The sequence below is a fragment of the Chryseobacterium sp. VAUSW3 genome (assembly GCF_002205795.1).
GTDB classification, from domain to species: Bacteria; Bacteroidota; Bacteroidia; order Flavobacteriales; family Weeksellaceae; genus Kaistella; species Kaistella yananensis.
The window spans coordinates 369,633-392,583 of the sequence record NZ_NIUY01000002.1; the positions used below are offsets into that span (position 1 = coordinate 369,633).

General features: G+C 41.5%; 23 protein-coding genes and 1 tRNA gene. 11 read left to right on the top strand and 13 right to left on the bottom strand.

Going from position 1 to position 22,951, the window contains the following annotated elements:
- The first annotated feature begins 117 nt into the window (after window positions 1–117).
- The 3 genes from CDW55_RS06945 to CDW55_RS06955 all read left to right on the top strand — a co-directional run bounded on the left by CDW55_RS06945 (window position 118) and on the right by CDW55_RS06955 (window position 3,947).
- The gene (locus CDW55_RS06945; RefSeq protein WP_088469035.1) at window positions 118–1,320 is read left to right on the top strand and encodes an aminotransferase class I/II-fold pyridoxal phosphate-dependent enzyme; all 1,203 of its coding nucleotides are present in this window, start codon (window positions 118–120) and stop codon (window positions 1,318–1,320) included.
- Between the two features lie 321 nt (window positions 1,321–1,641).
- Window positions 1,642–2,199, top strand: a complete 558-nt coding sequence (locus CDW55_RS06950; protein WP_088469036.1) for a tRNA methyl transferase PRC-barrel domain-containing protein — start codon at window positions 1,642–1,644, stop codon at window positions 2,197–2,199.
- Between the two features lie 2 nt (window positions 2,200–2,201).
- A complete protein-coding gene (locus CDW55_RS06955) occupies window positions 2,202–3,947 on the top strand; it encodes an endonuclease (protein WP_088469037.1) in 1,746 nt (581 codons plus the stop codon).
- 247 nt (window positions 3,948–4,194) lie between these two features.
- On the opposite strand, the gene CDW55_RS06960 is transcribed toward CDW55_RS06955, so the two are convergent.
- Together CDW55_RS06960 and CDW55_RS06965 are read right to left on the bottom strand one after the other, a co-directional pair.
- Window positions 4,195–4,953, bottom strand: a complete 759-nt coding sequence (locus tag CDW55_RS06960) for an HNH endonuclease (RefSeq protein ID WP_088469038.1) — start codon at window positions 4,951–4,953, stop codon at window positions 4,195–4,197.
- A 42-nt stretch (window positions 4,954–4,995) separates the two neighbouring features.
- Window positions 4,996–5,979: a hypothetical protein gene (locus tag CDW55_RS06965; protein WP_088469039.1), complete on the bottom strand. Its 984-nt coding sequence runs from the start codon at window positions 5,977–5,979 to the stop codon at window positions 4,996–4,998.
- A 175-nt stretch (window positions 5,980–6,154) separates the two neighbouring features.
- Between CDW55_RS06965 and CDW55_RS06970 the strand changes: the two genes are divergently transcribed.
- Window positions 6,155–6,832 (top strand): DedA family protein, encoded by a 678-nt coding sequence (locus CDW55_RS06970; RefSeq protein WP_088469040.1) that lies wholly within the window; start codon window positions 6,155–6,157, stop codon window positions 6,830–6,832.
- A gap of 59 nt (window positions 6,833–6,891) precedes the next feature.
- Here CDW55_RS06970 and CDW55_RS06975 read toward each other — a convergent pair.
- A tRNA-Leu gene (locus CDW55_RS06975) sits at window positions 6,892–6,973 on the bottom strand.
- A 198-nt stretch (window positions 6,974–7,171) separates the two neighbouring features.
- Here CDW55_RS06975 and CDW55_RS06980 point away from each other — a divergent pair.
- Window positions 7,172–7,885 (top strand): 3-ketoacyl-ACP reductase, encoded by a 714-nt coding sequence (locus tag CDW55_RS06980; RefSeq protein ID WP_088469041.1) that lies wholly within the window; start codon window positions 7,172–7,174, stop codon window positions 7,883–7,885.
- A 308-nt stretch (window positions 7,886–8,193) separates the two neighbouring features.
- Window positions 8,194–8,733 carry a hypothetical protein gene (locus tag CDW55_RS06990; protein WP_088469043.1) on the top strand — a complete coding sequence of 180 codons (540 nt, stop codon included), beginning with the start codon at window positions 8,194–8,196 and terminating at the stop codon, window positions 8,731–8,733.
- 72 nt (window positions 8,734–8,805) lie between these two features.
- Here the strand turns inward: CDW55_RS06990 and CDW55_RS06995 are convergent, their stop codons facing one another.
- A complete protein-coding gene (locus tag CDW55_RS06995; protein ID WP_088469044.1) occupies window positions 8,806–9,306 on the bottom strand; it encodes a peptidylprolyl isomerase in 501 nt (166 codons plus the stop codon).
- 111 nt (window positions 9,307–9,417) lie between these two features.
- Window positions 9,418–11,535: a type IA DNA topoisomerase gene (locus tag CDW55_RS07000; RefSeq protein WP_088469536.1), complete on the bottom strand. Its 2,118-nt coding sequence runs from the start codon at window positions 11,533–11,535 to the stop codon at window positions 9,418–9,420.
- A gap of 378 nt (window positions 11,536–11,913) precedes the next feature.
- Here CDW55_RS07000 and CDW55_RS07005 point away from each other — a divergent pair, with 378 nt between their 5' ends.
- Window positions 11,914–12,477 carry a YeeE/YedE family protein gene (locus tag CDW55_RS07005; protein ID WP_088469045.1) on the top strand — a complete coding sequence of 188 codons (564 nt, stop codon included), beginning with the start codon at window positions 11,914–11,916 and terminating at the stop codon, window positions 12,475–12,477.
- Window positions 12,478–12,541: 64 nt separating this feature from the next.
- The gene (locus CDW55_RS07010; protein ID WP_410492775.1) at window positions 12,542–12,988 is read left to right on the top strand and encodes a DUF6691 family protein; all 447 of its coding nucleotides are present in this window, start codon (window positions 12,542–12,544) and stop codon (window positions 12,986–12,988) included.
- Between the two features lie 28 nt (window positions 12,989–13,016).
- Here CDW55_RS07010 and CDW55_RS07015 read toward each other — a convergent pair whose 3' ends face one another.
- The 7 genes from CDW55_RS07015 to CDW55_RS07045 all read right to left on the bottom strand — a co-directional run bounded on the left by CDW55_RS07015 (window position 13,017) and on the right by CDW55_RS07045 (window position 19,386).
- A complete protein-coding gene (locus CDW55_RS07015; protein WP_088469046.1) occupies window positions 13,017–13,277 on the bottom strand; it encodes a hypothetical protein in 261 nt (86 codons plus the stop codon).
- 33 nt (window positions 13,278–13,310) lie between these two features.
- Window positions 13,311–14,414, bottom strand: a complete 1,104-nt coding sequence (locus CDW55_RS07020) for a DNA topoisomerase IB (RefSeq protein WP_088469047.1) — start codon at window positions 14,412–14,414, stop codon at window positions 13,311–13,313.
- A 16-nt stretch (window positions 14,415–14,430) separates the two neighbouring features.
- Window positions 14,431–15,288, bottom strand: a complete 858-nt coding sequence (locus tag CDW55_RS07025) for an SDR family oxidoreductase (protein WP_088469048.1) — start codon at window positions 15,286–15,288, stop codon at window positions 14,431–14,433.
- A gap of 20 nt (window positions 15,289–15,308) precedes the next feature.
- Window positions 15,309–15,473 carry a phosphatidate cytidylyltransferase gene (locus CDW55_RS07030; protein WP_088469049.1) on the bottom strand — a complete coding sequence of 55 codons (165 nt, stop codon included), beginning with the start codon at window positions 15,471–15,473 and terminating at the stop codon, window positions 15,309–15,311.
- A 49-nt stretch (window positions 15,474–15,522) separates the two neighbouring features.
- Window positions 15,523–15,960 (bottom strand): DUF6526 family protein, encoded by a 438-nt coding sequence (locus CDW55_RS07035; RefSeq protein WP_088469050.1) that lies wholly within the window; start codon window positions 15,958–15,960, stop codon window positions 15,523–15,525.
- A 78-nt stretch (window positions 15,961–16,038) separates the two neighbouring features.
- The gene (gene ligD, locus CDW55_RS07040) at window positions 16,039–18,582 is read right to left on the bottom strand and encodes a DNA ligase D (RefSeq protein ID WP_088469051.1); all 2,544 of its coding nucleotides are present in this window, start codon (window positions 18,580–18,582) and stop codon (window positions 16,039–16,041) included.
- Window positions 18,583–18,606: 24 nt separating this feature from the next.
- Window positions 18,607–19,386 carry a Ku protein gene (locus CDW55_RS07045; protein ID WP_088469052.1) on the bottom strand — a complete coding sequence of 260 codons (780 nt, stop codon included), beginning with the start codon at window positions 19,384–19,386 and terminating at the stop codon, window positions 18,607–18,609.
- A 122-nt stretch (window positions 19,387–19,508) separates the two neighbouring features.
- Between CDW55_RS07045 and xth the strand changes: the two genes are divergently transcribed.
- The gene (gene xth, locus CDW55_RS07050) at window positions 19,509–20,279 is read left to right on the top strand and encodes an exodeoxyribonuclease III (RefSeq protein ID WP_088469053.1); all 771 of its coding nucleotides are present in this window, start codon (window positions 19,509–19,511) and stop codon (window positions 20,277–20,279) included.
- Between the two features lie 59 nt (window positions 20,280–20,338).
- Here xth and CDW55_RS07055 read toward each other — a convergent pair whose 3' ends face one another.
- Window positions 20,339–21,889 (bottom strand): M20/M25/M40 family metallo-hydrolase, encoded by a 1,551-nt coding sequence (locus CDW55_RS07055; RefSeq protein ID WP_088469054.1) that lies wholly within the window; start codon window positions 21,887–21,889, stop codon window positions 20,339–20,341.
- Window positions 21,890–22,038: 149 nt separating this feature from the next.
- Here CDW55_RS07055 and CDW55_RS07060 point away from each other — a divergent pair, with 149 nt between their 5' ends.
- Window positions 22,039–22,506, top strand: coding sequence for a DUF2147 domain-containing protein (locus CDW55_RS07060; protein WP_088469055.1), 468 nt, complete (start codon window positions 22,039–22,041; stop codon window positions 22,504–22,506).
- Window positions 22,507–22,531: 25 nt separating this feature from the next.
- On the top strand, window positions 22,532–22,876 hold the full coding sequence (locus tag CDW55_RS07065; protein WP_088469056.1) for a phage holin family protein: 345 nt from the start codon (window positions 22,532–22,534) through the stop codon (window positions 22,874–22,876).
- The last annotated feature ends 75 nt before the right edge of the window (window positions 22,877–22,951 follow it).

Genomic DNA, 22,951 nt, shown 5'->3' on the forward strand with positions numbered 1-22,951 from the left:
TATAGAATTAAAATCTATGAAATGTGTAATTGTACACTTTATTTTCGGTTGAATAATTAAATCCTTGTTTTATAATTGGAAAACCTGCAATTTTAAAGAACTTAAATAATCATTATCATGGAACAATTCGATGCAGCAAACAGCATTCAGGACCTTCAGTATTTCGGGGAATTTGGGGGCGTAAATCCTTCAATTTCCGACAGTTCTACCTATACTTTCCTTTCTGCAAAAACCATGTTCGATACCTTCGAAGGCAATGCAGAAGGCTGTTATCTTTATTCACGGCACTCTTCGCCCAGTAACCTTTACCTTTCCGAAGCTCTTGCAAAGATGGAAGGAACAGAAAATGCCAACGTTACCGCCTCCGGCATGGGTGCGATTACATCAGTATTGTTGCAGCTCTGCAAATCCGGCGACCATATTGTATCGAGCAGAACAATTTACGGCGGGACTTATGCTTTTATGAAGAACTTTCTGCCGGGCTTAAAGATCGCGACTTCTTTTGTTGACATCACCGATCTGGCAAAAGTAGAAGCCGCCATTAATGAACATACAAAAGTGCTTTACTGTGAAACCGTAAGCAATCCGCTTCTTGAAATCGCCGACCTGAAAGGCCTTTCTGAACTGGCAAAAAAGCATGACCTGAAGTTGGTAGTTGATAATACCTTTTCTCCGCTTACCGTTTCACCTAAGTTTTTGGGTGCTGATGTCACCATACACAGCCTTACCAAATTCATCAATGGCAGCAGTGATGCCGTGGGTGGAGTGGTATGCGCCAGTTCAGCATTCATCAATGACCTCAAGAATGTAAACAATGGGGCATGCATGCTTTTGGGACCTACCATGGACAGTTTGCGGGCAGCAAGTATTCTGAAAAACCTCAGAACGCTGCATCTGCGTATGAAAAAACACAGTGAAAATGCCCAGTATTTGGCAGAACGGTGGGAAAAAGACGGCCTCAATGTAAAATATCCGGGCCTGAAAAGCCACCCTCAGCATGAACTTTTTACCGGGATGATGCATCCGGAGTACAGCTATGGCGGCCTTATCGCGCTGGATGTGAAAACCGTGGAGAAAGCCAATGAACTCATGGAGATGATGCAGCATGAAAATCTCGGCTATCTGGCAGTGAGTCTGGGCTTTTATAAAACCCTCTTCTCTGCGTCCGGTACCTCTACTTCTTCAGAAATTCCGGAAGATGAACAGAAGGAGATGGGACTTTCGCCGGGACTGATCCGTTTTTCTATCGGTCTGGATCATGATATTGAAAGAACCTACCATAAAATGCGGGAGTGCATGGTAAGAACAGGTGTTCTTTAACTATTTTTAAAATATATACTAAAAAGCTTCCGTAAGGGGGCTTTTTTGTTAATTTGCTGTATTGGAATCTGTTGGTTTTGATGCTCAAAAATCTGGAGATGAGGCTTATGTGATATCATTCATAATAAAGAAGATTCCTGTCTCTTTTAATGTATGTCTTTGAAAATAAATAGGTTGTGTTGAAAGCTCTTAATTGTTTTTTTTACCGGATTAAAAAAATATATAATAATGATTTCCATCACTTGCCAGTTCGTTTTTAATCAGTAGATTAGCTGCCCCTTTATCGGGAACTGAACACCAGTATTTAGGGTGCAGAAAATAATGAGTACGAAAGGACAGCTTGTAGAAATTCCCGAACATTCTCCGCTTTATCGCAGAAAAAAACCACTTTTCCCTTCCAAGGAAGAGGAACTCCGTTGGGAATCACAGGTGCCTCATTATTCCTTATTCGATGGCTTTCTTGTAGGGGATCATTCGGGAACGGAACATTATAAACTGGGCCAGCGAAAAGGCATCAATGTCGGCGGAAAGAAGGCGCCATTATACGTCATTGCCATCGACCACACTGAAAACCGAGTTTTTGTAGGTGAAGGCAAAGACCATCCGGCACTTTGGAGGAAAGTATTAACATTTAATCCTGAACAGCTTGAAGGAATGCATGGATTTAAATTCACCCAAGGAGAAATGGAAAACGGGATTCCTGTCGCTGTAGAAGCGCATTCTTTGGAAAATCCTGTCCATGCCAAATTTTACGTTTTCGGCTCTGAAGTCTTCCTGGAAGCAGAAAATCAGTTTCCGCTCACTTTGCTGGACGAAAACTTAATTCTTCGTGACGAACAGCAAATCATCGCAATTTTAAAAATCAAAAATATCAACTGATTATGAAACTAAAATTATCTTTTTTAGTAAGTATTTTTTCTTTCTTACTTTATGCGCAAAGCGCACCCAGCTACTATGCAGGGGTAAATTTCAACAAAACCGGCAATGATCTGAAAAGTGAACTGGCCTCTTTAATCACAGCGACGCATACCAAAGTGATTTCTTACAGTGAGCTGCAGACCCTCATGAAAACAAGTGACGCAGATCCTGATAAACCGGGAAACCTACTGTTAATCTACGGATCACAGGCATCAGGAACCCACCAGAGAAGCCGGCCTGTAGGCGGAACCTGGAACCGGGAACACGTGTACGCCAAATCTAAAGGAACACCGAATTTAGGAACTTCAGGTCCGGGAGCCGACGGACATCACCTACGTCCTGCAGACAATACATTGAACAGTACCAGAGGAAGCCTTCTTTTTGATGACGGTACCGGCGCAACAGCCTATAAAACGAGCCGTGGTGGCTGGTATCCCGGAGAAGAATGGAAAGGCGATGTTGCCAGAATCCTGATGTATATGTATGTAAGATATAACACCAGATGCCTGCCTTTGAATATTACCATGACGCCCAATACGTATTCGCAGGACTTCCCGGATATTCTCCTGAAATGGAATGTTGAAGATCCCGTATCCGCATTTGAAATCCAGAGAAATAACGTGGTTGCTCAAACCCAGAAAAACAGAAACCCTTTCATCGACAATCCTTACTTGGCCACTGTAATCTGGGGCGGACCTGCAGCACAGAACAACTGGCCCGATACCTTCAGTGGCGGAACAGCTGGAGATACCGAAGCACCAAGCATTCCAATGAATCTTGCGGTAACGGCAACGACTTCTTCTACGGTTTCACTCACCTGGTCTGCATCTACAGATAACGTATCGGTGAGCAGCTATGACGTATATGTGAACGGAGTGTTTAAAGCAAATGTATTCGGTACTTCAGCTACAGTTTCAGGACTCAATCCTTCTACAGCCTACACTTTCCATATTGTGGCTAAAGACAATTCAGGAAACGTTTCAGGTAACAGTGCAGCGGTACAAGCAACTACACAGCCCGCCAGTACCGGAGAAGGAACTTCCTGCGGAACTGAGGATTTCGAAAACATTCCTGCGGTATCTTCATCTTATGCCGACAGAACCTGGTCGAATAAAGGAATTGTATGGACCGCAACCAATGCAAGAACTGATGCTCAGATCTATATTGACGGGACAAGCAGAGCAATCTGTATGCGAAAGGGATCATTAAAATCTTCTCTGATTTCAGGTGGAATAGGCACTTTGACGGTGAAAACGTTTCTTCCGTTCAGTGATTCCAATGGGAATTATACTTTGAAAATCAATGGACTGGTAAAAGGCCAGATTACATACTCTAAAACGGCAACAACTGTAACCATTGAAAACATTAATGTAAGCGGAGATTTCACCATTGAACTTATTGATGAAACCACCAGCAACCGCGTTTCTTTTGATAACCTTACCTGGACCTGTTATGCACCAATGTCGGCAAACGATACGGCACTGATCAACCAAAAACTAACAGTATATCCTAATCCTGTAAGAAACGGTGAATTCTTTATCAACGGAATTGATAAAAAAGAAACGCTAAAGATTTATTCTGTTACCGGGCAGTTGCTGAAATCATTCGAAAACGTAGGAAACAACGAAAAAGTAAATGTGCAGTCGCTCGCGAAAGGGGTATATTTTATTACCACAAAAAGCCAGTCGGCTAAGATTATCGTAGAGTAATTTATAGCAGACGATTATACAATCGGAAAAACCGGAGGATCATTCTTCCGGTTTTTTTTATGACTGAAGTTCTTTCGGTAAGAGATTTTAAACAAAAGTTATACATCACGCTCTTACTTAGTCCACTTTTTTACATCCCGGACGGTTCGCTGTGAAAGGTTTTATAAAGGCACAGCGTTCAATGAAACCGGCCGATATACCGATCACACCAGCCAGATAAATTAATTTTAAACATCTTTAGTGGTAATTAATCCGGAATTTTAACGCTGGACCAGTTTTCGCCGCTTTTGATTCTCCAGACCTGCATTTCTGAAATTCCAAACTGCCTGGCAATCTGTTTGGCGGGTTTTTTCCGGCGCAGCTGCAGTTTGATATGAATGACCTGCGAAGAGGTGAGTTTCATTCCTTTTGCTCGGGGTTTCCGTTTGTACTTGAGCCATTTTTTCTCAGCAATCACTTTAGGATTTTTGCTCTGGTGGAGCGAATGTTCTTCCTGATTCATCCATTTCAGGTTGGTAACGTTGTTGTTGAGTTTGTCGTAATCCATATGGGCGACAATGGTTTGGTCGGGTTGCGGAGCAGGCAGAAAATAAGCAGCCACCAGTCTGTGAATCATAAAATGATGGTTAATGGTTCGCTTTTTCAGGTTGCGCTCCAGTTTTTTGCTTAGCTGGCTTTTCTTTTTTTCGATAAGTTGCGTAAGCTTTTCGGTTTCGGAAACGTTGTTTTTCTTTATGGTTTCTCTTCTCTTCGCATATAGTTCAGAAATTTCTTTTTTCAGAACATCGAATTGCTGTTCCTCTTTTTCGGCTCTGGGTTTATAAAGTTTTAACCGGATTACCTTAAATCCTTCAGTCAAAGAGCCGTTAAGTATACGTCCATCAGAAACTTTATTAAAACTTCTTACGTTACCGCGGTTTGAAACCTCAAATCTTGTCTTATTGGTAAATTCGAAGTCAAATTCTACCGTTTTCCATTCTTCTTTTAAAATTTTAGATCTGATCATGTTACTGTTCAAAAAGGTTGAATATTATAAAGGTTCGCATATTTACCAGGGCAGTGAAATTGATTCCGGATCAATAAATTCCTGGGTGTAAGGATTCTCAAGAAAACTCAGAAACGGCTTTTGAAATTTAATGATATCTTCTTTCTGTATGGCATAAACCTGCCAGTAATTCGCGAGCAACTGGGCAAACATATCCTGATCCCAAAACCCAAATAGCGGGCGCTGGGCATGGGCTACCATTGGTAAACCTTCAATGGTAATCTGATTTCCGTGGTTTTCAATCAAGTATTCCGGTTTGTACTGTAAGATATAATCGGAATAATGAAAGCGTGCGTAAAGTTCCTCGAACTGAACGGGATGCAGGATGTGGCCCTTCATTTTAGTCAGAAGTTCCTGTTCCTTTTCCGCAATCGCGCCGTTGTCCTGAAGACATGCGATATACCCGAAACCGTTGACCCCGAAGGAGAACAGCAGGTTAATCGCATCGTCGCGGTAACTGATGATATCTGCCGAATATTTGAGCGGAAAGACGATGATGCTCCATGGTTTTTTTCCGATAAAAGAAACAGGTTCTATAATCGACTGGAGCATGAGATGAAAGTTCCCAAACCGCTCGCGTAACATCGGCGAAAGATCAAAATTTCTGCCCTGTTTAAGGATTCTGTTGCTCTCGTACTGCATTTCGTAATACAGCAGACCATAAACAATTCTTCCGGTCCAGAGAAAGAGCAACTGATCATCAAGAGCCACCATACCTTCATATCCCTTGTCATAAGCTTCCTTAATCTTTACATCGAGTTCCTCAAATGCTTTTTTCACACGGGGTGCACACGGCAGCTGAAGGTCGGCATAGACATACGTTTTAGATTTATCCATCATCTCAATCCTGTCGGTATCAAATTTAAAATGCTCCATGAGCCACATAGGGAAAACCGTCATTTTTTCGGTGGTTAGTTCGCCGGTAAGAAAGCAAAACTGCTCTCCGAATATTAAATCTTCAAAAGGATTGAAAAGCTTTAGTGCCATAAAAAGTACGCGTCTTGATTTGTAAACGCAGTGCAAAGATAAAGATTATCGGTGATTTCATTTTCTATCATTCGTTTTCATTCGCGGCTTTTTATATTTTACATTAAAATTGTTCACAGATTTCGGTTTCAGGATAGTTTGGTGTATTTTTGCGGACATTATATTTAAAGCAACTATGGAGTTTATACAAACGGTACTTGATTTCTTTTTAAACCTCGATCAGCACCTTTTCACCATGATCATCGATTATGGAGTGTGGATTTATTTGATTCTCTTTCTCATTATTTTTGTGGAAACCGGTTTAGTCGTAATGCCTTTTCTGCCTGGTGATTCATTGCTTTTCGCCGCCGGAACATTCTGTGCAGGGGTAATCGGTGCATCCGGAGAATCGGCCCATCTTAATCTCTGGCTTGTATTGGGACTACTTACGGTGGCTGCGATTCTGGGTGATACCCTGAATTATACCCTGGGGAAAAATATCGGTTTAAAAATGCTGAACTGGAAGATCGGCGAAAAACAGCTTGTGAATCCGAAATACATTGCTCAGACTCAGGAATTCTACGAAAAGAACGGTCCCAAAACCATAATTATCGCAAGATTTGTCCCTATTGTAAGGACTTTTGCACCGTTTGTGGCAGGTATTGGAACTATGAATTACAACACGTTTATTAAGTACAATATCATTGGTGCCGTGGTTTGGGTTTTCGGTTTAACCCTTCTGGGATATTTTTTCGGAAATATGCCGATTGTTCAGGAGAACTTCGAAACGGTAATCTTCGGCATCATCGGAATTTCTATTCTGCCCATGGTTTGGGAATTCATCAGTGCTAAATTTTTGAAGAAAAAAGCTTAGCAATCTTTAAGAAAAAAACCATATAAAAAAGCCTTCAGGAAAAAAGAAGGCTTTTTCTGTGCCCGGAACAGGACTCGAACCTGCAAGCTTGTGGGCACTCGCACCTGAAACGAGCGTGTCTACCAATTTCACCATCCGGGCAGTGAGGTGCAAATATACAAATTCAGGTTTTATATCCTATAAGTCTGTAGTTATTTTTTCAATTGAACTCCAGTGTAAAATAGAACGGCGATTCATTTTATTAATGCCGGGAATCAATTTAAAATAATAACGATAGATGAGCTTAATTGGAAGCAGAAGCACAAATCCTTAAATTTGTGGCGCATTAAAAATAGTAATATGAATTTAAAAGGAAAAAACGCCATCGTAACCGGTGGAGGCAGAGGTCTTGGTAAAGCGGTCGCGGTCGCTTTGGCAAAAGAGGGAGTACATATTGGCCTGGCGGGGAGAAATGAAGAACAGCTTAGAAATACCGCTGAAGAATTAAAAGCCCTCGGCGTGAAGGCTTCTTATTCCGTTTTCAGTATTGATGATGAAACAGCAGTACAGGCGGGAATCGCGACTTTAGCTAATGAACTTGGCGGAATCGATATCCTTATCAACAACGCTGGAATTGGTGATTTCGGATCGATTGCTGACATGCCCTCCGAAACCTGGGAACACGTCATCAAAACCAATCTTTTCGGGGTTTATTATGCAGCAAAAGCGGTGTATCCGTTCCTGAAGGAGCGTGGAATGGGCGATATTGTAAACGTTGCATCCACCGCAGGTCTGAAAGGCGGACCGAATATGTCGGCGTATGCTGCATCGAAAGCGGCTGTAGTTTCCCTTTCTCAGTCGATGATGGCAGAGTGGAGAAAAGAAAACATCCGTGTGATTACCTTAACCCCAAGTACGATTGCCTCGGATATGTCCATACAGGGTGGGCTGACCGACGGAAATCCGGATAAAGTGTTGCAACCTGAAGATTTCGCAGAGTGGGTTCGCGATATTCTGAAAATGAACAGAAGAGCCATGATTGCCAGTGCGTCGATCTTCTCTACCAATCCTTAATGGGACAATGATTTTAACACAATTATTAAACCGTGCTGCAGCAGAACGCCAGCGCGGTTTTTTTTTGGTTGTTAATTTTTTTTATGGATCATATTCGTCAGGTCATGATAAAAACTTCCGTAGCTGATATAGTTTTTCGTCTGTACATCAGTTATCTACCGTGTTTTTCAAATTGTATTAAAGTTGGTAAAAGAAGCGCAGTTTTTATCTTAAACAGGATGTTAAACAATGTTAAACAGCCTGTAGGTGGCATTGATATTGAATTTAATCAAAAACCTTAAACAAAATATTAACTTAAATTTATTATTATGGCAAATTCACAGTACAAACCAGAATTCAGGAATGATTATGTTTCAAGAGTTTTTAGAACAAGAGAAGAAGCCGACAGGGCTTACGAAGATCTTCATGGAAGAGGATACACTAAAGATGATGTAAACGTAATGATGTCTGACAGTACCCGCGACCGTTATTTCACCAACTCCGACACGCATACAGATTTGGATGATAAAGTGGCCGAAAACGCCGGAAAAGGTTCGTTAATCGGAGGCGGAATTGGAGCCGTTGTAGGCGCTGTAGCCGCAATTGGATCTAATGTACTGCTTCCCGGATTGGGACTGGTAATTGCAGGGCCTCTGGCAGCAGGATTGGCTGGTGCAGGAGCAGGTGCAGCAACCGGAGGTTTAGTAGGCGCTTTAACCGGAACAGGAGTTCCTGAAGATGAAGCGAAGATATACGAAAACGAAATTAAAGATGGCGGAATCTACATGGGTTATAAACCAAAAAATGAAGAAGACGCACGTTACACTTACGAAAGATGGTATAACGACGATACTGAATCGAGATTGTAATATACAGCAGATTATAGATAAAGAAGCACATTGCAAGGCAGTGTGCTTCTTTTTTATTTTAAAAACGGAAGATTAATGTCCTGAGTTTCCGTCGATGCCGTGTGCATGTCCGTGTGCCAGTTCTTCTTCGGTTGCCGGGCGGGTTGCCACTACTTCGATATCAAAGTGAAGGGTTTTCCCGGCCATTGGGTGATTAAGGTCTACTGTTACCGCTTTAGGAGAAACTTCCAGAACTACAGCATTCACGTGGTTTCCTTCAGGATCCTGTAATGGGAGGATTGCACCCACTGGCGGCATTCCAGACTGTTCGAACATTTCTACAGGCAACTGCACCGTAGCGTCTTCCTGTTTTTCACCGTAACCTTCTTCTGCAGTTATGGTAAAAGATTTCTGTTCTCCGGCAGCCATTCCGTGAAGTTCTTCTTCAAATTTCGGAAGCATCATGCCCACTCCGTAAAGGAAAGTGAACGGGTTATCGGCATCTGTTTTTTCAATAAAAGATTTTTCCCCGTTTTCTTCCAGGGCGTTTAGCGTGTAATGAACAGCTACTACGTGGTGTTTTTCTATAGTCATTATAATTGAATTGTGAGGAAATCTTCCTCTAATTAAAGTCTTTTGAAGGCTGGTAGCAAAGGTAAGGTTTTGTAAGAGAATGCATTGGCTAATGGCTGATTATTTAATGAATTATTCCGCTGCAAGTTCCGCTTCGCCCTGGTCAGAAATCCGGATAACTCCCTCTGTCAAATGATCCGGGTGGTTTGTAAAACCTTTGAGTTTTGAAGATTTTCCTTTAAGGATAACATCATGAATCTGCTTTTCGGTAAGTTTTTTTCCGAATACTGTAAACGGCAATTTGAAACCGCAGTCTCTGTAACTGGAGCAGCCTACCGCCGTTTTTCCTTTCATAAGTTTGTTTGTTTTACATTTCGGGCAGGTTTCGTCTTCCCAGGAAATTATAATTGTTTTTCTGGGTGCTTTTTCTTTCTTTTCTTTAGGTTGAACTTCGTCATTGAAAGAAATTATCTTAGGTTTTTCACTGATTACTTTTCTGGTAAGTTCAGTAACCATGGTGATTAATTCGTCTTTAAACTGATTGGCTTCATATTCGCCGCGTTCAATTTTTCTAAGCTTAAATTCCCATTCTCCCGTAAGTTCAGGACTTTTCAGGAGTTCATCTTCAATCGTGTCGATCAGTTCTATACCCGTGGTCGTGGCGAGGATATTTTTCTTTTTCCTTTCAATATATTTGCGTTTGAAGAGGGTTTCAATAATATTCGCACGGGTGGAAGGCCGGCCGATACCGTTGTTTTTAATCATTTCCCGCAGCTCTTCATCATCAACCTGTTTTCCGGCAGTTTCCATCGCACGCAATAGCGTTGCTTCGGTGTAAGGCTTGGGCGGACTGGTTTTTCCCTGATGAATCAAGGGTTTGTGCGGTCCTTTTTCGCCAACTTTAAATTCCGGAATCGTCTGTTCTTCGTCTTTGTCTTTTTTTTCGGTTTCGTCTTTTTTCTCGAAAGCATATACTTCGCGCCAGCCGGGTTCCAGAATCTGTTTTCCTGACGCTTTGAATGGAATGGTACCGACCTGACCTTCAACCAAAGTATTTGAAATCTTACATTCCGGATAAAACACAGCGATGAAACGCTTGGCAACCAGATCATAAATGAGTTTTTCCTCTTTCGATAAACTTGAAGAAGGCGGAATTTCAGTCGGGATAATGGCGTGGTGGTCCGTTACCTTTGAATCATCGAAAACCGCTTTCGATTTTGGAATCGGTTTTGTGAGCAGTGGTGCGGTAAATTGGGCATAAAAATTCATCGAACGCAGGATTCCCTCAATTTTCGGATGAAGATTTTCAGACAGGTAAGTCGTATCAACTCGCGGATACGTAGTATGTTTTTTCTCGTAAAGACTTTGGATGTATTTCAGCGTATTTTCTGCTGAATAGCCGTATTTTCGGTTGGCTTCAACCTGCAGTGCCGTTAAATCAAAAAGTCTGGGATTTTTTTCTTTACCTTCTTTAATTTCAAAAGCGATGACCTCAAATTCATGCTGTTTCAGGTAGTCTAAACCTTTTTCTGCCTTTTCCCTGGTCTTTAACCGGTCAATTGCCGCTGCGAAAAGTACATCGCGGTACTTTGTTTTCAGTTCCCAGTATTCTTCGGTTGTAAAAGCGTTGATTTCTTTTTGCCGCTGCACAATCATTGCAAGGGTAGGAGTCTGTACACGCCCAATAGAAAGAACGCCTTTGTTGCCGCCAAATTTGCGGGTAAAAAGGCGCGTTGCATTAATCCCAAGCAACCAGTCGCCAATCGCGCGGGCATTTCCGGCGAGGTAAAGATTCTGATAGTCCTCGGCAGGTTTCAGGTTGGCAAAACCTTCTTTTATAGCGTCTTCGGTAAGTGAGGAAATCCAGAGTCTTTTCATGGGTTTCCGGCATTTTGCTTTCTGTAGAACCCAACGCTGTATGAGTTCTCCTTCCTGACCGGCATCCCCGCAATTAATGACTTCTTCGCAATCTTCAACTAATTTTTCAATGATTTTAAACTGCTTTTCAACGCCGGGATTCGGAATGAGTTTAATACCGAAATTCTGTGGAATCACAGGCAGAAAGATAAGATCCCAGGATTTGAAATGCGGGCTGTAATCCTGAGGTTCTTTGAGGGTGCAGAGGTGTCCGAAAGTCCAGGTTACCCAGAATCCATTACCTTCAAAATATCCTTGTTTAGGCAGGTCTGCGCCCAATACTTTGGCAATATCTCTGGCAACACTTGGCTTTTCGGCAATACATAATTTCATCATTCAGTTTCATTTTGAGGACGGATGCAAATTTGCGCTTTTTTTCTGAATAAAGGTTTTTAAAGATCGTCACGATTATTTAAAATTTAAACCTAAATACCTGTTTACGGTGAAGACTTTGTTCTGTAACGGTCCCATATAATTTAATTCTTCGTTTCACTCAAATTTAAGGATGTAAAACCGGTGTGAATTCATTTAATGTAATTTAACTTTCATTTAAGAAGCTCGTGAATAATTTATAGAGTTGCCTACTTTAACAAAACATTTGGGTAAATTTGCAGCTTGAAAAAAAACTGATTTACAGATTTAATCAAATCCCTTGGTTTTGAAGAATCTAACCGGTTTTGCAGTACTATTTAAAACTGAAAATTAAAATTTATGATAGAATTTATGCAGCAGCCTTGGCCTTGGTATGTCGCTGGACCATTAATCGGACTTACAGTTCCGGCGCTTCTGATCCTCGGTAACAAAAACTTCGGTATTTCTTCTTCGCTCCGGCATATCTGTGCATCGTGCCTGCCGGCAAATATTCCTTTTTTTAAGTACAACTGGAAAAAAGAGGTGTGGAATTTATTTTTTGTGTTCGGTATTTTCGTGGGAGGTATAATTACTGCACTTTTTTTTACCAATCCTAATCCGGTTGAAGTGCATCCAAATCTGGCTGCAGAATTAAAAGTTTACGGAATTACAGATTTCAGAAATCTTGTACCGGCGCAACTCATGAATTGGGAATCGCTATTTACGCTTCGCGGTCTTGTGATGATGGTGGGCGGTGGATTTCTTGTGGGTTTCGGCACACGGTATGCTGGCGGCTGCACGAGCGGACATTCCATTATGGGAATAGCTAACCTGCAACTCCCGAGTTTAATTGCCACCATCAGTTTTATGCTCGGCGGTTTCTTAATGGCCAATGTGTTACTTCCAATTATTCTTTCACTTTAAAATTGAAAACATGCAAAACGATATTAATAAAAATGACGATTTGGAAAGGAGATCTCTGGACAGTATGTGTGTTAACGAAAGCATGCTGGAACACCGCTGGTATCATAATTTAAAGTATCTGCTTCTTGGAATTTTCTTCGGAATTGTTTTTACAAAGGCCGAAGTCATCAGTTGGTTCCGCATTCAGGAAATGTTCAGGCTGCAGTCTTTTCACATGTACGGGATTATTGGAAGTGCGATTTTGGTCGCGATGATTTCAATCTGGTTGATTAAAAAATTCAACATTAAAACAATTTACGGAGAAGAAATCGTTTTTCATAAAAAGGAATTCAATAAAGGGCAAATTTATGGCGGGCTGATCTTTGGTTTTGGATGGGCGGTTACTGGCGCATGCCCGGGTCCGCTGTTTGCACAAATCGGTACTGGTGCTACCGTAATTGTAGTAACACTCCTCAGCGCTATTGCCGGAACCTGGGTTTACGGATACTTCAGAGAAAAATTACCCCATTAATAAAGAGGTAATGTGATTCCAGGATTAATTATTTTTCCAGATTGTCATACAGATGATTTTCGGATAAATAAACGATGAGGCTGGCATCAACCTGATCTTTGTTCATCATGTAAAATTTTTGCGGATCGGTAAAATCTGCTCCTGTGCCGTTGTGTCCAAGGATAATGTTGCGCTGGAATTCGATTCCATTAATTTCAAATGTTACTTCACGTTTCATTACGCCGTTTTCTTCTTGAGACGGACCTAATTTCACGATGGTAATTTCGTTTTCCTGAAGTTCAATTTTCATAATATGTTTTCTTAATGTTGTTGATTATTGGATTTACAGTTTTTCGTTTTCAAGGATTTTCATCACAATGGCTTCCTCTTTTGTGAGTCCTGCTTTTCCGTCATCGATTTCAATCTCATCGAGTTCGTCCAGATACTTTTTAATTGATTTGTTCTCGTAAAGGTTGATGACGAGAGGATGTACATAGTATTTCCGGCACACGGTCGCCGTATTTCCAAGATTGGCGGCGACCATTTCCAAGGCTTCTTTTACTTTTGATTTGTAGGCAGTGTCGCTTTCTGCTTCGCCGATTTCTTTGAAGGCGATCAGCGCATTTACAGTTCCTGACCAGGTCCGGAAATCTTTTGCGGTAAAATCGTCGCCGCTTATTTCCTTTATATAATCATTCACCATTCCGGAATCTACGGGATGTCTTTTGCCATCTTCGTCGTAATACTGAAAAAGTTCTTTCCCCGGAATGTCTTTACAGTTCTGAACGGCTTTTGCGAGTTTTGCATTTTTAAGGTCGATGTCGTGATAAATGCCTTTTTTTCCTTTGAATGAAAAATTTATTTTTTGTCCTTTAACGTTAACGTGTTTATCCTTTAATGTGGTAAGACCAAAGGAACCATAAAGTTTTTCATAGACATTATTTCCGATCCTAATATTGGTTCTTTCCATTAAACTCACTACTACGGCCAGTACTTTTTGTTTTTCTAAAGTCTTCAGTGAAAGATCTTTTTCGAGGTTAAGACGTATTTGAGGAAGTGCGTAGCCAAACTGCAGCATTCTGTAAAATTTTGTATGATTTCGCAGTGCGTTCCAAATTGGATGATAACGGTATTGTTTGCGCTTTTTAGCGTCGATGCCGGTTGCCTGAAGATGACCGTTCTGCAGTCCACAAATCCAGACATTCTCCCAGGCAGGCGGAATTGCCAGTTTATTGATGCGCTGGATTTCTACCTGGTCCTTTATTCTCTCGTCACCGTAATAGTACACGTATTTTTTTCCGCGTTTTCTGCGGGTAATTCCGTCTGATTCACGGTCATTCGTATACACCAGACTTACTGCCTTGGCAGATTTAACCGGATCCTTCATTATTTTTACAATCTTTGAAGGACTCAGTGAGATTACAACATCGCTCTCGGAAGTTTTCATTTGATCATTCAGTTTTTTAACCGTTAACTATTTCCCCACCATTTGGGTGCAATACCTGTCCTGTCATGTAAGAGGAATCTTCACTGGCAAGGAAGAGGAAACAAGTCGCTACTTCATTCGGTTCGCCGGCACGCTTCATTGGCGTGTCGCTGCCAAATTCGGAAACTGCTTTTTTAGAGAGGGTAGAGGCAATTAGTGGTGTCCAGATTGGTCCTGGCGCTACGGCATTTACACGGATTCTTTTTTGTGCAAGATTTGCCGCAAGACTTCTCGTAAAAGACAGGATTGCGCCTTTGGTTGAAGCATAATCCATCAGGTGATCACTTCCGCGGTAAGCCGTAACAGATGTAGTGTTGATGATGCAGCTGCCTTTCTTCAAGTATTTCATGGCATATTTCGTAAGCCAGAAAACTGAAAAAAAATTGGAATGAAAGGTTTTCATCAGCTGCTCTGTGGTGATGTCTTCAATTTTCTCGGATTCCCAGTGAATGCCGGCATTATTGACGAGGATATCCAGTTTACCAAAATTTTTAACCGTTTCGGTGATTACTTTTTTACAGTGGTTTTCTCTGCCAAGATCGCCTTTGATGAGGATGCATTTTCTACCCAACCTCTCAATCTCCTTTTTGGTTTCCTTTGCATCGGAAGTTTCGCTCAGGTAAGAAATCAGAATATCAGCACCTTCCGCAGCAAAAAGCAGGGCAGTCGCTTTCCCAATGCCACTGTCGCCACCGGTGATGATGGCGGTTTTGCCTTTTAGCTTACCATGCTGTTGAATGGGTTCACTGTCCGGAAGTGGCGAGAGCTTAGCCTCGAGTCCCGGCTTATTCTGTTTCTGCAAAGGCCGGATTTTGGTTTTTGATTTCTTCTGCATGATCTGTGGAATTAAGAACGTTATTTTCTACCCCGTCCTAAAAGCCAGAAGATAAGTCCGATCACGACTGCAACAAGAAAAATTCCCCACCACATCCCGGCTTCGAAAATTGTTCCTATCGCATCACATCCCGTAAGGGTAAACATTGCCAGTAAAGCTAAACTGAATAACATAAATTTTTTCATAACAGTGATTTTTAATGATTTATATTTAATGTTTATGGAATTGATTGTTCTAAACCCTGTGATAATCCGGACGCCAATTTGTGATTGATTTTTTAATCTCATCACCCGAAACGTCTTTGTTTAGCGCTTCTGCAAGTAAAGTTTTAAATTCTTCATCATAAGCAAAACGCAGGGCTGCAATTTGACTGAAAGTAAGCTGTTCGATCACCTTATCAGACCTTTCCCCAAAGATTTCAAAGTACCGTTGTTGAAATTCGAGGCGGATAATTCGGTTCTGATTTCCGAGTGCGTAATGCTGCCTCAACATCACGGTGAGATAAAGAATCAGGAAAATGATTACTGAAAACAGCAGCCAAACCAGCGTGTTTTCGTAATCGGTGAAATATTTCCAGATGCCGAGTACCTGAAGTCCCGCGAGAATCGGCAGTAAAATAAAATGATGTGGTGCGTAATACCTTTTGTGATTGCTGTAGTTTTGAGTTTTCATAAAATTTTTCTATCAAAAATTTAACCAAAGCCGCCGGAAGCGTATCGATAAGGGAATTTCAGCGTTAAACACTAAGTATTATTCCTTTTCCAAAAGTTCCAAAGCTTTCAGCATATCAAAGCCTTTCCCGAGCACCGGTTTAAAAATATCACCTTTCTTTTCAATTCTTTGCAGTGCGTTTTCGATGTTGAAATCGGTAGGTTTTAGCCCAGTTTTAAGTTCGTCCCATTCGATTGGCATTGAAACTGGCGCTCCGTTTTTAGGTCTCAGGCTGTACACGCTTGCAAGGGTTTGGCCGCGTCGGTTTTGGAGGTAATCGAGATAAATTTTTCCTTTGTCGCGTTTCTGAAGGTTGCGTTCCAGAGTGGTGATGTCGGGAATTTCTTTCTGTACCATCTGCATCATCACGTGTGCAAAATCCTTCACCTGCTCGAAAGAATACTTTGCTCCCGCCGGAATGTAAATATGAATTCCGGAACTTCCCGAAGTTTTGCAGTAACCTTTCACTTTTGCCTTATCCATAATTTTTTTTACCGTTTGCGCGGTAAGAATTACGTCTTCAAAAGTATTGTTATCTGAGGGATCCAGATCCAGCACCAGGTAATCAGGTTTGTCGGTAGTATCTTTCCGGCTGGTCCAAACATTGAGTTCAATGCATCCCAAATTGTTCAGATAAGCCATCGTGGCTTTATCATTACAGAGAATGTAGTTAATGTATTTGTCGGTAGATTCTGAAAAAACTTTTTGGGTTTCAATCCAGTCCGGGATTTCGTCGGAGGCATCTTTTTGGTAAAAACTCATTCCTTCAATGCCATTTGGGAAACGGTTCATCGATTGCGGGCGGTCTTTCAGATGTGGAAGTATATATTTTGAAATGCTTTGGTAGTATGCAATGACGTCGCCTTTTGTTACTCCGTCCTTTGGAAAATAAATTTTATTGTGGTTGGTAAGTTTCACTTCCTGCTTCCCTAATTTCTGCAGTTGATCAGTATCTCTTTTCATTGTTGTTTTTTTTAAAGGTTTCGGTTCCGGGATATTGGTTTTTTCATCTTTTTTAAAGTTCAGATCTTTTGGATTTAAATCTTCCCTTAAACGCAGAAAAACCGGATGACGGAAGATGTGATCACTGGTGATTTCCGTAAATTTAATTTCAGCAATGAGTTCAGGTTTCAGCCAGGTAGCTTTATCATTAGTTTTCGGAATTTTTTTGAAAGGAGATTCCGCTACAATAAGAGGTTTCATTTTATCGTAAAGTTCTACCAGCATTTTGTCACTGAAACCCGTTCCTGTATGGCCGCAGAAAATAAGTTCATTCCCATTATACCGCCCCAAAACAAGCGACCCGAATTTCTTGCGGCTGCCTTTGGGCGCGGTAAATCCACAAATCAGGACTTCTTCGGTTTGTTGCCTTTTAATCTTCAGCCAGTCGCCGTTTCGTGTGCCGCGGCTGTAAGTGCTGTCGGTTTTTTTGGCGATCATTCCTTCGAGTCCAAGTTTTTCTATCTGCATGAAAAATGCTTCTCCTTTTTCAAGAATATGATCGTGATATTTGATGTGTTCAGTTTCTACCAAAGCGTCTTTCAGAAGTTCTTTCCGCTGAAGAAGACTGAGGTTTTCCGTCGAGTGGCCATTCAGCCACAGAAGATCGAAAACCTGGTAAATTATATTAAGATTGGGATTTTCGCCAATGCGCTGCAGCCACTGGAAATTCGGTTTTCCTTCGTTGTCATAAGCAACAAGTTCTCCGTCCAGAATCATTTCGTGCTCCTGAAATTTGAGTGAATTGCTGATTTTTTTGAATTTTTCTGCGTAGGAAAGTCCGTTCCGTGAATAGAGTTGAATGTCTTTTCTGAGATCTGCAATAGCCCTGTAGCCGTCCCACTTTATTTCAAACGCCCACTCCGGCGAGCTGAAAGGTTTTGCCGAAGTTCCAGCAAGCATGGGAGTAATGAATTTGGTGAGTGTTCTTTCCCCTGAAAGAGCAGGAGCATGGTTTCTATAAGACTTCATCTCAGGAGCAGATGACTTGCTTACTTTACTGCTTTTTTTTTTCGACTGAAGATAGGCACTTACTTTTGAATCCGGATCAGTATTTTCTTCGGCATCATAATGATCAACAGAAAACTGGTCTCTGTGTTTAATCAGCAGCCAGGGATCGCCACTTTCGGCGTTTTTTATTTTTACAAGCGCAAACTCGCCTTTCAGTTTTTTTCCGGAGAGTACAAATTTCATCGATCCGGTGTGGAGTTCGTGCTGCATGATGAGATCATCGGTCTTTCCTTTCACTTTTCCCAACGGCTCATACGTGCCTTCATCCCAGATTTCGACTTCGCCGGCGCCGTAATTTCCATCCGGAATAGAGCCCTCAAACGTTCTGTAAGCAAAAGGATGGTCTTCAACCATCATCGCAAGGCGCTTGTCTTCTGGATTGAGTGATGGACCTTTGGGAATGGCCCAGCTTTTCAGAACTCCATCCATTTCCAGACGGAAGTCATAATGCAGCCTGCTCGCCGCGTGCCGCTGAATCACAAATTTCAGTTTGCCTTTTCCAACTGCGGCTTTGCCTTCGGGTTCGGCAGTCTGCGTAAAATCTCTTTTTTTATTGTATTCCTCAAGTGGCATGATAGAGATGAATTAAGTTTAAACTTAACCGGCTTTTACTTTTCCGGCTTCCAGACTGGCTTTCAGCTGAGCCATAAGATCGGTAGCTTTCACGCTGACTTCTTCTTTGGTTTCTACCTTTTTAACTTTACCCTTTGCCTTTGCTTTAATGATTTTCATCAGATCATCATTGTAGGTATTTTTATATTTTTCAGGATCGAATTTTGTCGCACGCTGTTTTATGAGGGATTCTGCCATTTCCAGTTCTTCGGCTTTGGGATTTTTGGCACTTGGGATTTTCAGATCTTCAAAACTTCTCAGTTCCTCCGGATAACGCATTCTGTTAACCATCAGAATCTTGTCTTTATAAGGGCGCACCAGACAAAGAATTTCTTTTTCTCTCAGGATAAAAGTCCCGATACCGGCCATTTTGGTTTTTAAAAGTGCTTTCAGCAATAATTTGTAAGCCTCTTCACCATTTTTTTGTGGTTCCAGAAAATATGAAGTTTCAAAATAAGCACTGTCGATTTCGTTGATGTCGACAAACTGTTTGATGTTCAGGATTTTTGATTTCTCAGGATTTACTTCATCGAAATCTTCCTGAGTGAGAACTACGTAACGGTCTTCAAGTTTATAACCTTTTACAATATTTTCCCATTTCACTTCTTTGCCGGTATTGGCATTTACTCTTTTGAAATTGATGTTTGAAAGGTCGTCTTTGTCCAGCATATCCAAATCCAGATTGCTTTCTTCGGTTGCTGAATATAATTTAATCGGGATATTTACAAGGCCAAAACCTATGGCGCCGTTCCATATTGCTCTCATAATTTGATTTTTGTGATGGGTTTAATCAGATATCAAAAACTGTGCACCTTTCAAGATCGAGGTATTGCATGAAGCAGAAATCGTTTGCCCGGTTTTTGTAGTGAATTTTAAAAATTTAATTCATGAAAATCGCAACTTATAATGTAAATGGCGTGAACGGACGGCTTCCCGTACTTTTGAAATGGCTTAAGGAAGAAAAACCCGATGTGGTTTGTCTTCAGGAGCTTAAGGCGCCACAGGACAAATTTCCTGAAGCAGAAATCCTCGAAGCCGGTTACAAATCAGTATGGTTAGGGCAAAAGAGTTGGAATGGAGTAGCGGTGCTTTCGAAAAATACTGAACCTGTGGTCTCACGAAAAAAACTTCCGGGTGACGATAGCGACGAAGCCAGCCGGTATTTGGAGGTGAAAATCGATGATTTGATTATCTGCTGTATTTACCTCCCGAACGGAAATCCTGTTCCGGGACCTAAATTCGATTATAAAATGCAGTGGTTCGAGCGCCTGCAGGCTCATGCCGAAATGCTCATAACCTCCGGAAAAAAGGTTTTGCTGATTGGTGATTTTAACGTGATGCCTACAGAAAAAGACGTATACAAACCTGAAAAGTTTGCGAAAGATGCGCTCTTCTTACCCGAAGTTCGTGATGCCTTCCGTGATTTGATTGGACAAGGCTGGACTGATGCACTGCGTCATCTGCATCCAGACGAAACAATATATACCTTTTGGGATTACTTCCGAAATGCTTATCAGAGAAATGCCGGTTTGCGAATCGACCACTTCCTGCTATCGCCGGAAGTTCTTCCCCAACTCAAGAAAGCGGGTGTAGATAAAGAGGTGCGAGGTTGGGAAAAATCCAGTGACCATGCGCCTGTTTGGATAGAATTGGAATGAAAATAAAAAGCCGCCGCGGTGAAACCGCGGCGGCAATACTGTAAAATAAGACAGAAAGTTTAATCTAAACCACCTTTTCTTGTCGGTTCCTTTACTTCTGGCCAGGCCATTCGTTCGCCTGTTCTTTGGTTTACCGGAAGTTTAATTTTTTCCGCAGAAGCTTTCTCAGGATCTTCGCTTGCCATGTAAGTCATTATGGCGATTAACGCGACGTTGCTTTTTACATCATCAAAAACAATTTTATCATACGTGTCGCGGTTGGTGTGCCAGGTATAGTTTCCGTAGCTCCAATTCAGTGAGCCCAACATAAATGCCGGAACTCCTGCTGCCACAAAAGACGCATGGTCGGATCCGCCACCGCCAGGTGTTCCTGGGAAAGTGGTTTTTATATCTTTAGTGAGTTCTCTGGGTACCGCAGCAAGCCATCTTCCCAAGTAATCATAAGAATTCAGGAATCCCTGTCCGCTGATGTTCGCAATACGGCCCGTCCCGTTATCCTGATTAAAAACTGCCTGTATTTTCGGCATCTGTTCTTTGTGCGCAGATACATAACCGCGTGATCCGTTAAGTCCCTGTTCTTCACTTCCCCAAAGTCCTACAATGATTGTTCTCTTCGGGTTAGGATAAAGTTTTTTCAGGATTCTGGCAACTTCCATCATCGTAATGGTTCCTGTTCCGTTGTCGGTTGCACCGGTTCCACCATCCCATGAATCCAAGTGTGCGGATAAAATGATGTATTCATCGGGTTTTTCAGAACCTTTGATTTCTGCAACGGTATTGAAGGTTGGTGCCATTCCTTTGTCTTTAGAATTGGCTGTAATTTTCAGTTTTGGAGTGGTGCCGTTTTTCAGCATTCTGTAGAGTTGTCCGTAATCTTCCAAAGAAACGTCCATCACCGGTATTTTTTTTGTTCCTGCAGAAAATATTTTGTTTACACCAAATCCGCGAGACCAGTTGGAAGAAATAATTCCGGCTGCACCGGCTGCTTCAAGCTTTGCATTTAAAGTTCTGCTGGTTTCTCCGGTTGCTTTTATTGAATTCTGCCACGCTTCAGAAGCTGCTTTGGATTCATTCTGCATTTTTTCGAAAGATTCCGGGGTTGCAAATTCTTTCCAGTTATACTCCGGTCTTCCGGATGGCTGATATTGAGAAACCATTACCATTTTTCCTTTCACAGAAGAAAGCCATTTATTAAAATCTTCTTTACTGCTAAAGGTTGGCAACATCACAACATCAGCTGTTAATCCTTTAGACGGTGTCGCAGGGCTGAAGGCAAGCTGCATTCCCTCCAAAGATTTAACATAAGGAAATACCATTTCAATAGAAGAGGTTCCCCGTTCCCAGGATTTCCATTCGCCCCACTGTTCGTTGCGGGCATCGATTCCCCAACTTTTGAATTTGCTTACTGCCCAGTCGTGCGACTGCTGCATTTTGGGACTTCCTACAAGACGTGGACCTATCCCGTCGAGGAGTTCGTAAGCGAGCTTTTCGAGCTGGGAATTGTTGTAGGTTTCATACATAATAGATTTGGTCATCTGGTCCTGCGTCTGGGCATTTAACCCCACCGAAAACACGGTTGAAAGCATTAAAACTTTAGCGTAGTTCTTCATTATATATAAGTTTTGGTGATGAAGATAATAAAAATTGGTAAAGTAAAAAAACTTGTTGATGAGCTCAAAACGCAGCACAATAGGATTTTCCTAAAATTCAATATCAAATTTGATTGTCTGAATGGCAAAATACTTGTATCAGGATTAACATGCTTATAAAAAATCTCACTTTAATCCTTTATTTTTGTTTTTTTAATCTCGGTGCCCAATCCAAATCGGATGCGGTGCTTGGAAAATGGCTGGCAACCGACCAAAGCGTGGCAGTGGAAGTCTATAAACAGAGTGGCCAGTATAGAGCCAAAGTGATTTGGTTTGATGAAAATTTAGGAAGTGGCAAACCAATGCATACCCGCACCGATTTTGAAAATCCCGATCCTAAACTCAGAAATCGCAAAATTCTGGGTATGGAGGTGCTGGAAGGACTGGTCTATAATCCGAAAAAGAATGAGTGGGAACATGGAAAAATTTACGATGCGAGTTCCGGCAGGTTTTGGGATTCGGCTGCGCATATAACAGAGCAGGGGTTGCTGAAAGTAAGAGGTTACTGGAAATTCAAATGGATTGGAAAATCGCTTACCTTTAAACGGACAAATCACGCAATGCTAAGCAAATTATAAATTTTTAAACTATAAACTATAAACTATGAATTTAATTATCAGACTTCTTGTAACGGCGGTTGTCGCTTTTTTTCTTACCAAGATTTTATCGGGGGTTCATTTCGACGGTTTTTCCACGGCCATTGTTTTCGCTATCGTTCTGGGAATTTTAAACCTGATCGTTTCACCAGTGTTAAAAATACTGGGATTACCGCTTACCATTCTTACTTTAGGACTTTTTTCTTTAGTAATTAACGCTTTGGTCATCCTCATTGCTGATTATTTTATTGACGGCATGACCATCGATGGATTCTGGTGGGCATTCATCTTCAGTATCGCGCTGTCACTTATCACTTCTTTGGTGAATGGGATTTTCACATCTTCTGACTAAATAAGATTTAAATAATTCAAAGAAAAATCACCAACTCCTTGCTGGTGATTTTTTCTATATTTGTAGCTACAGTTG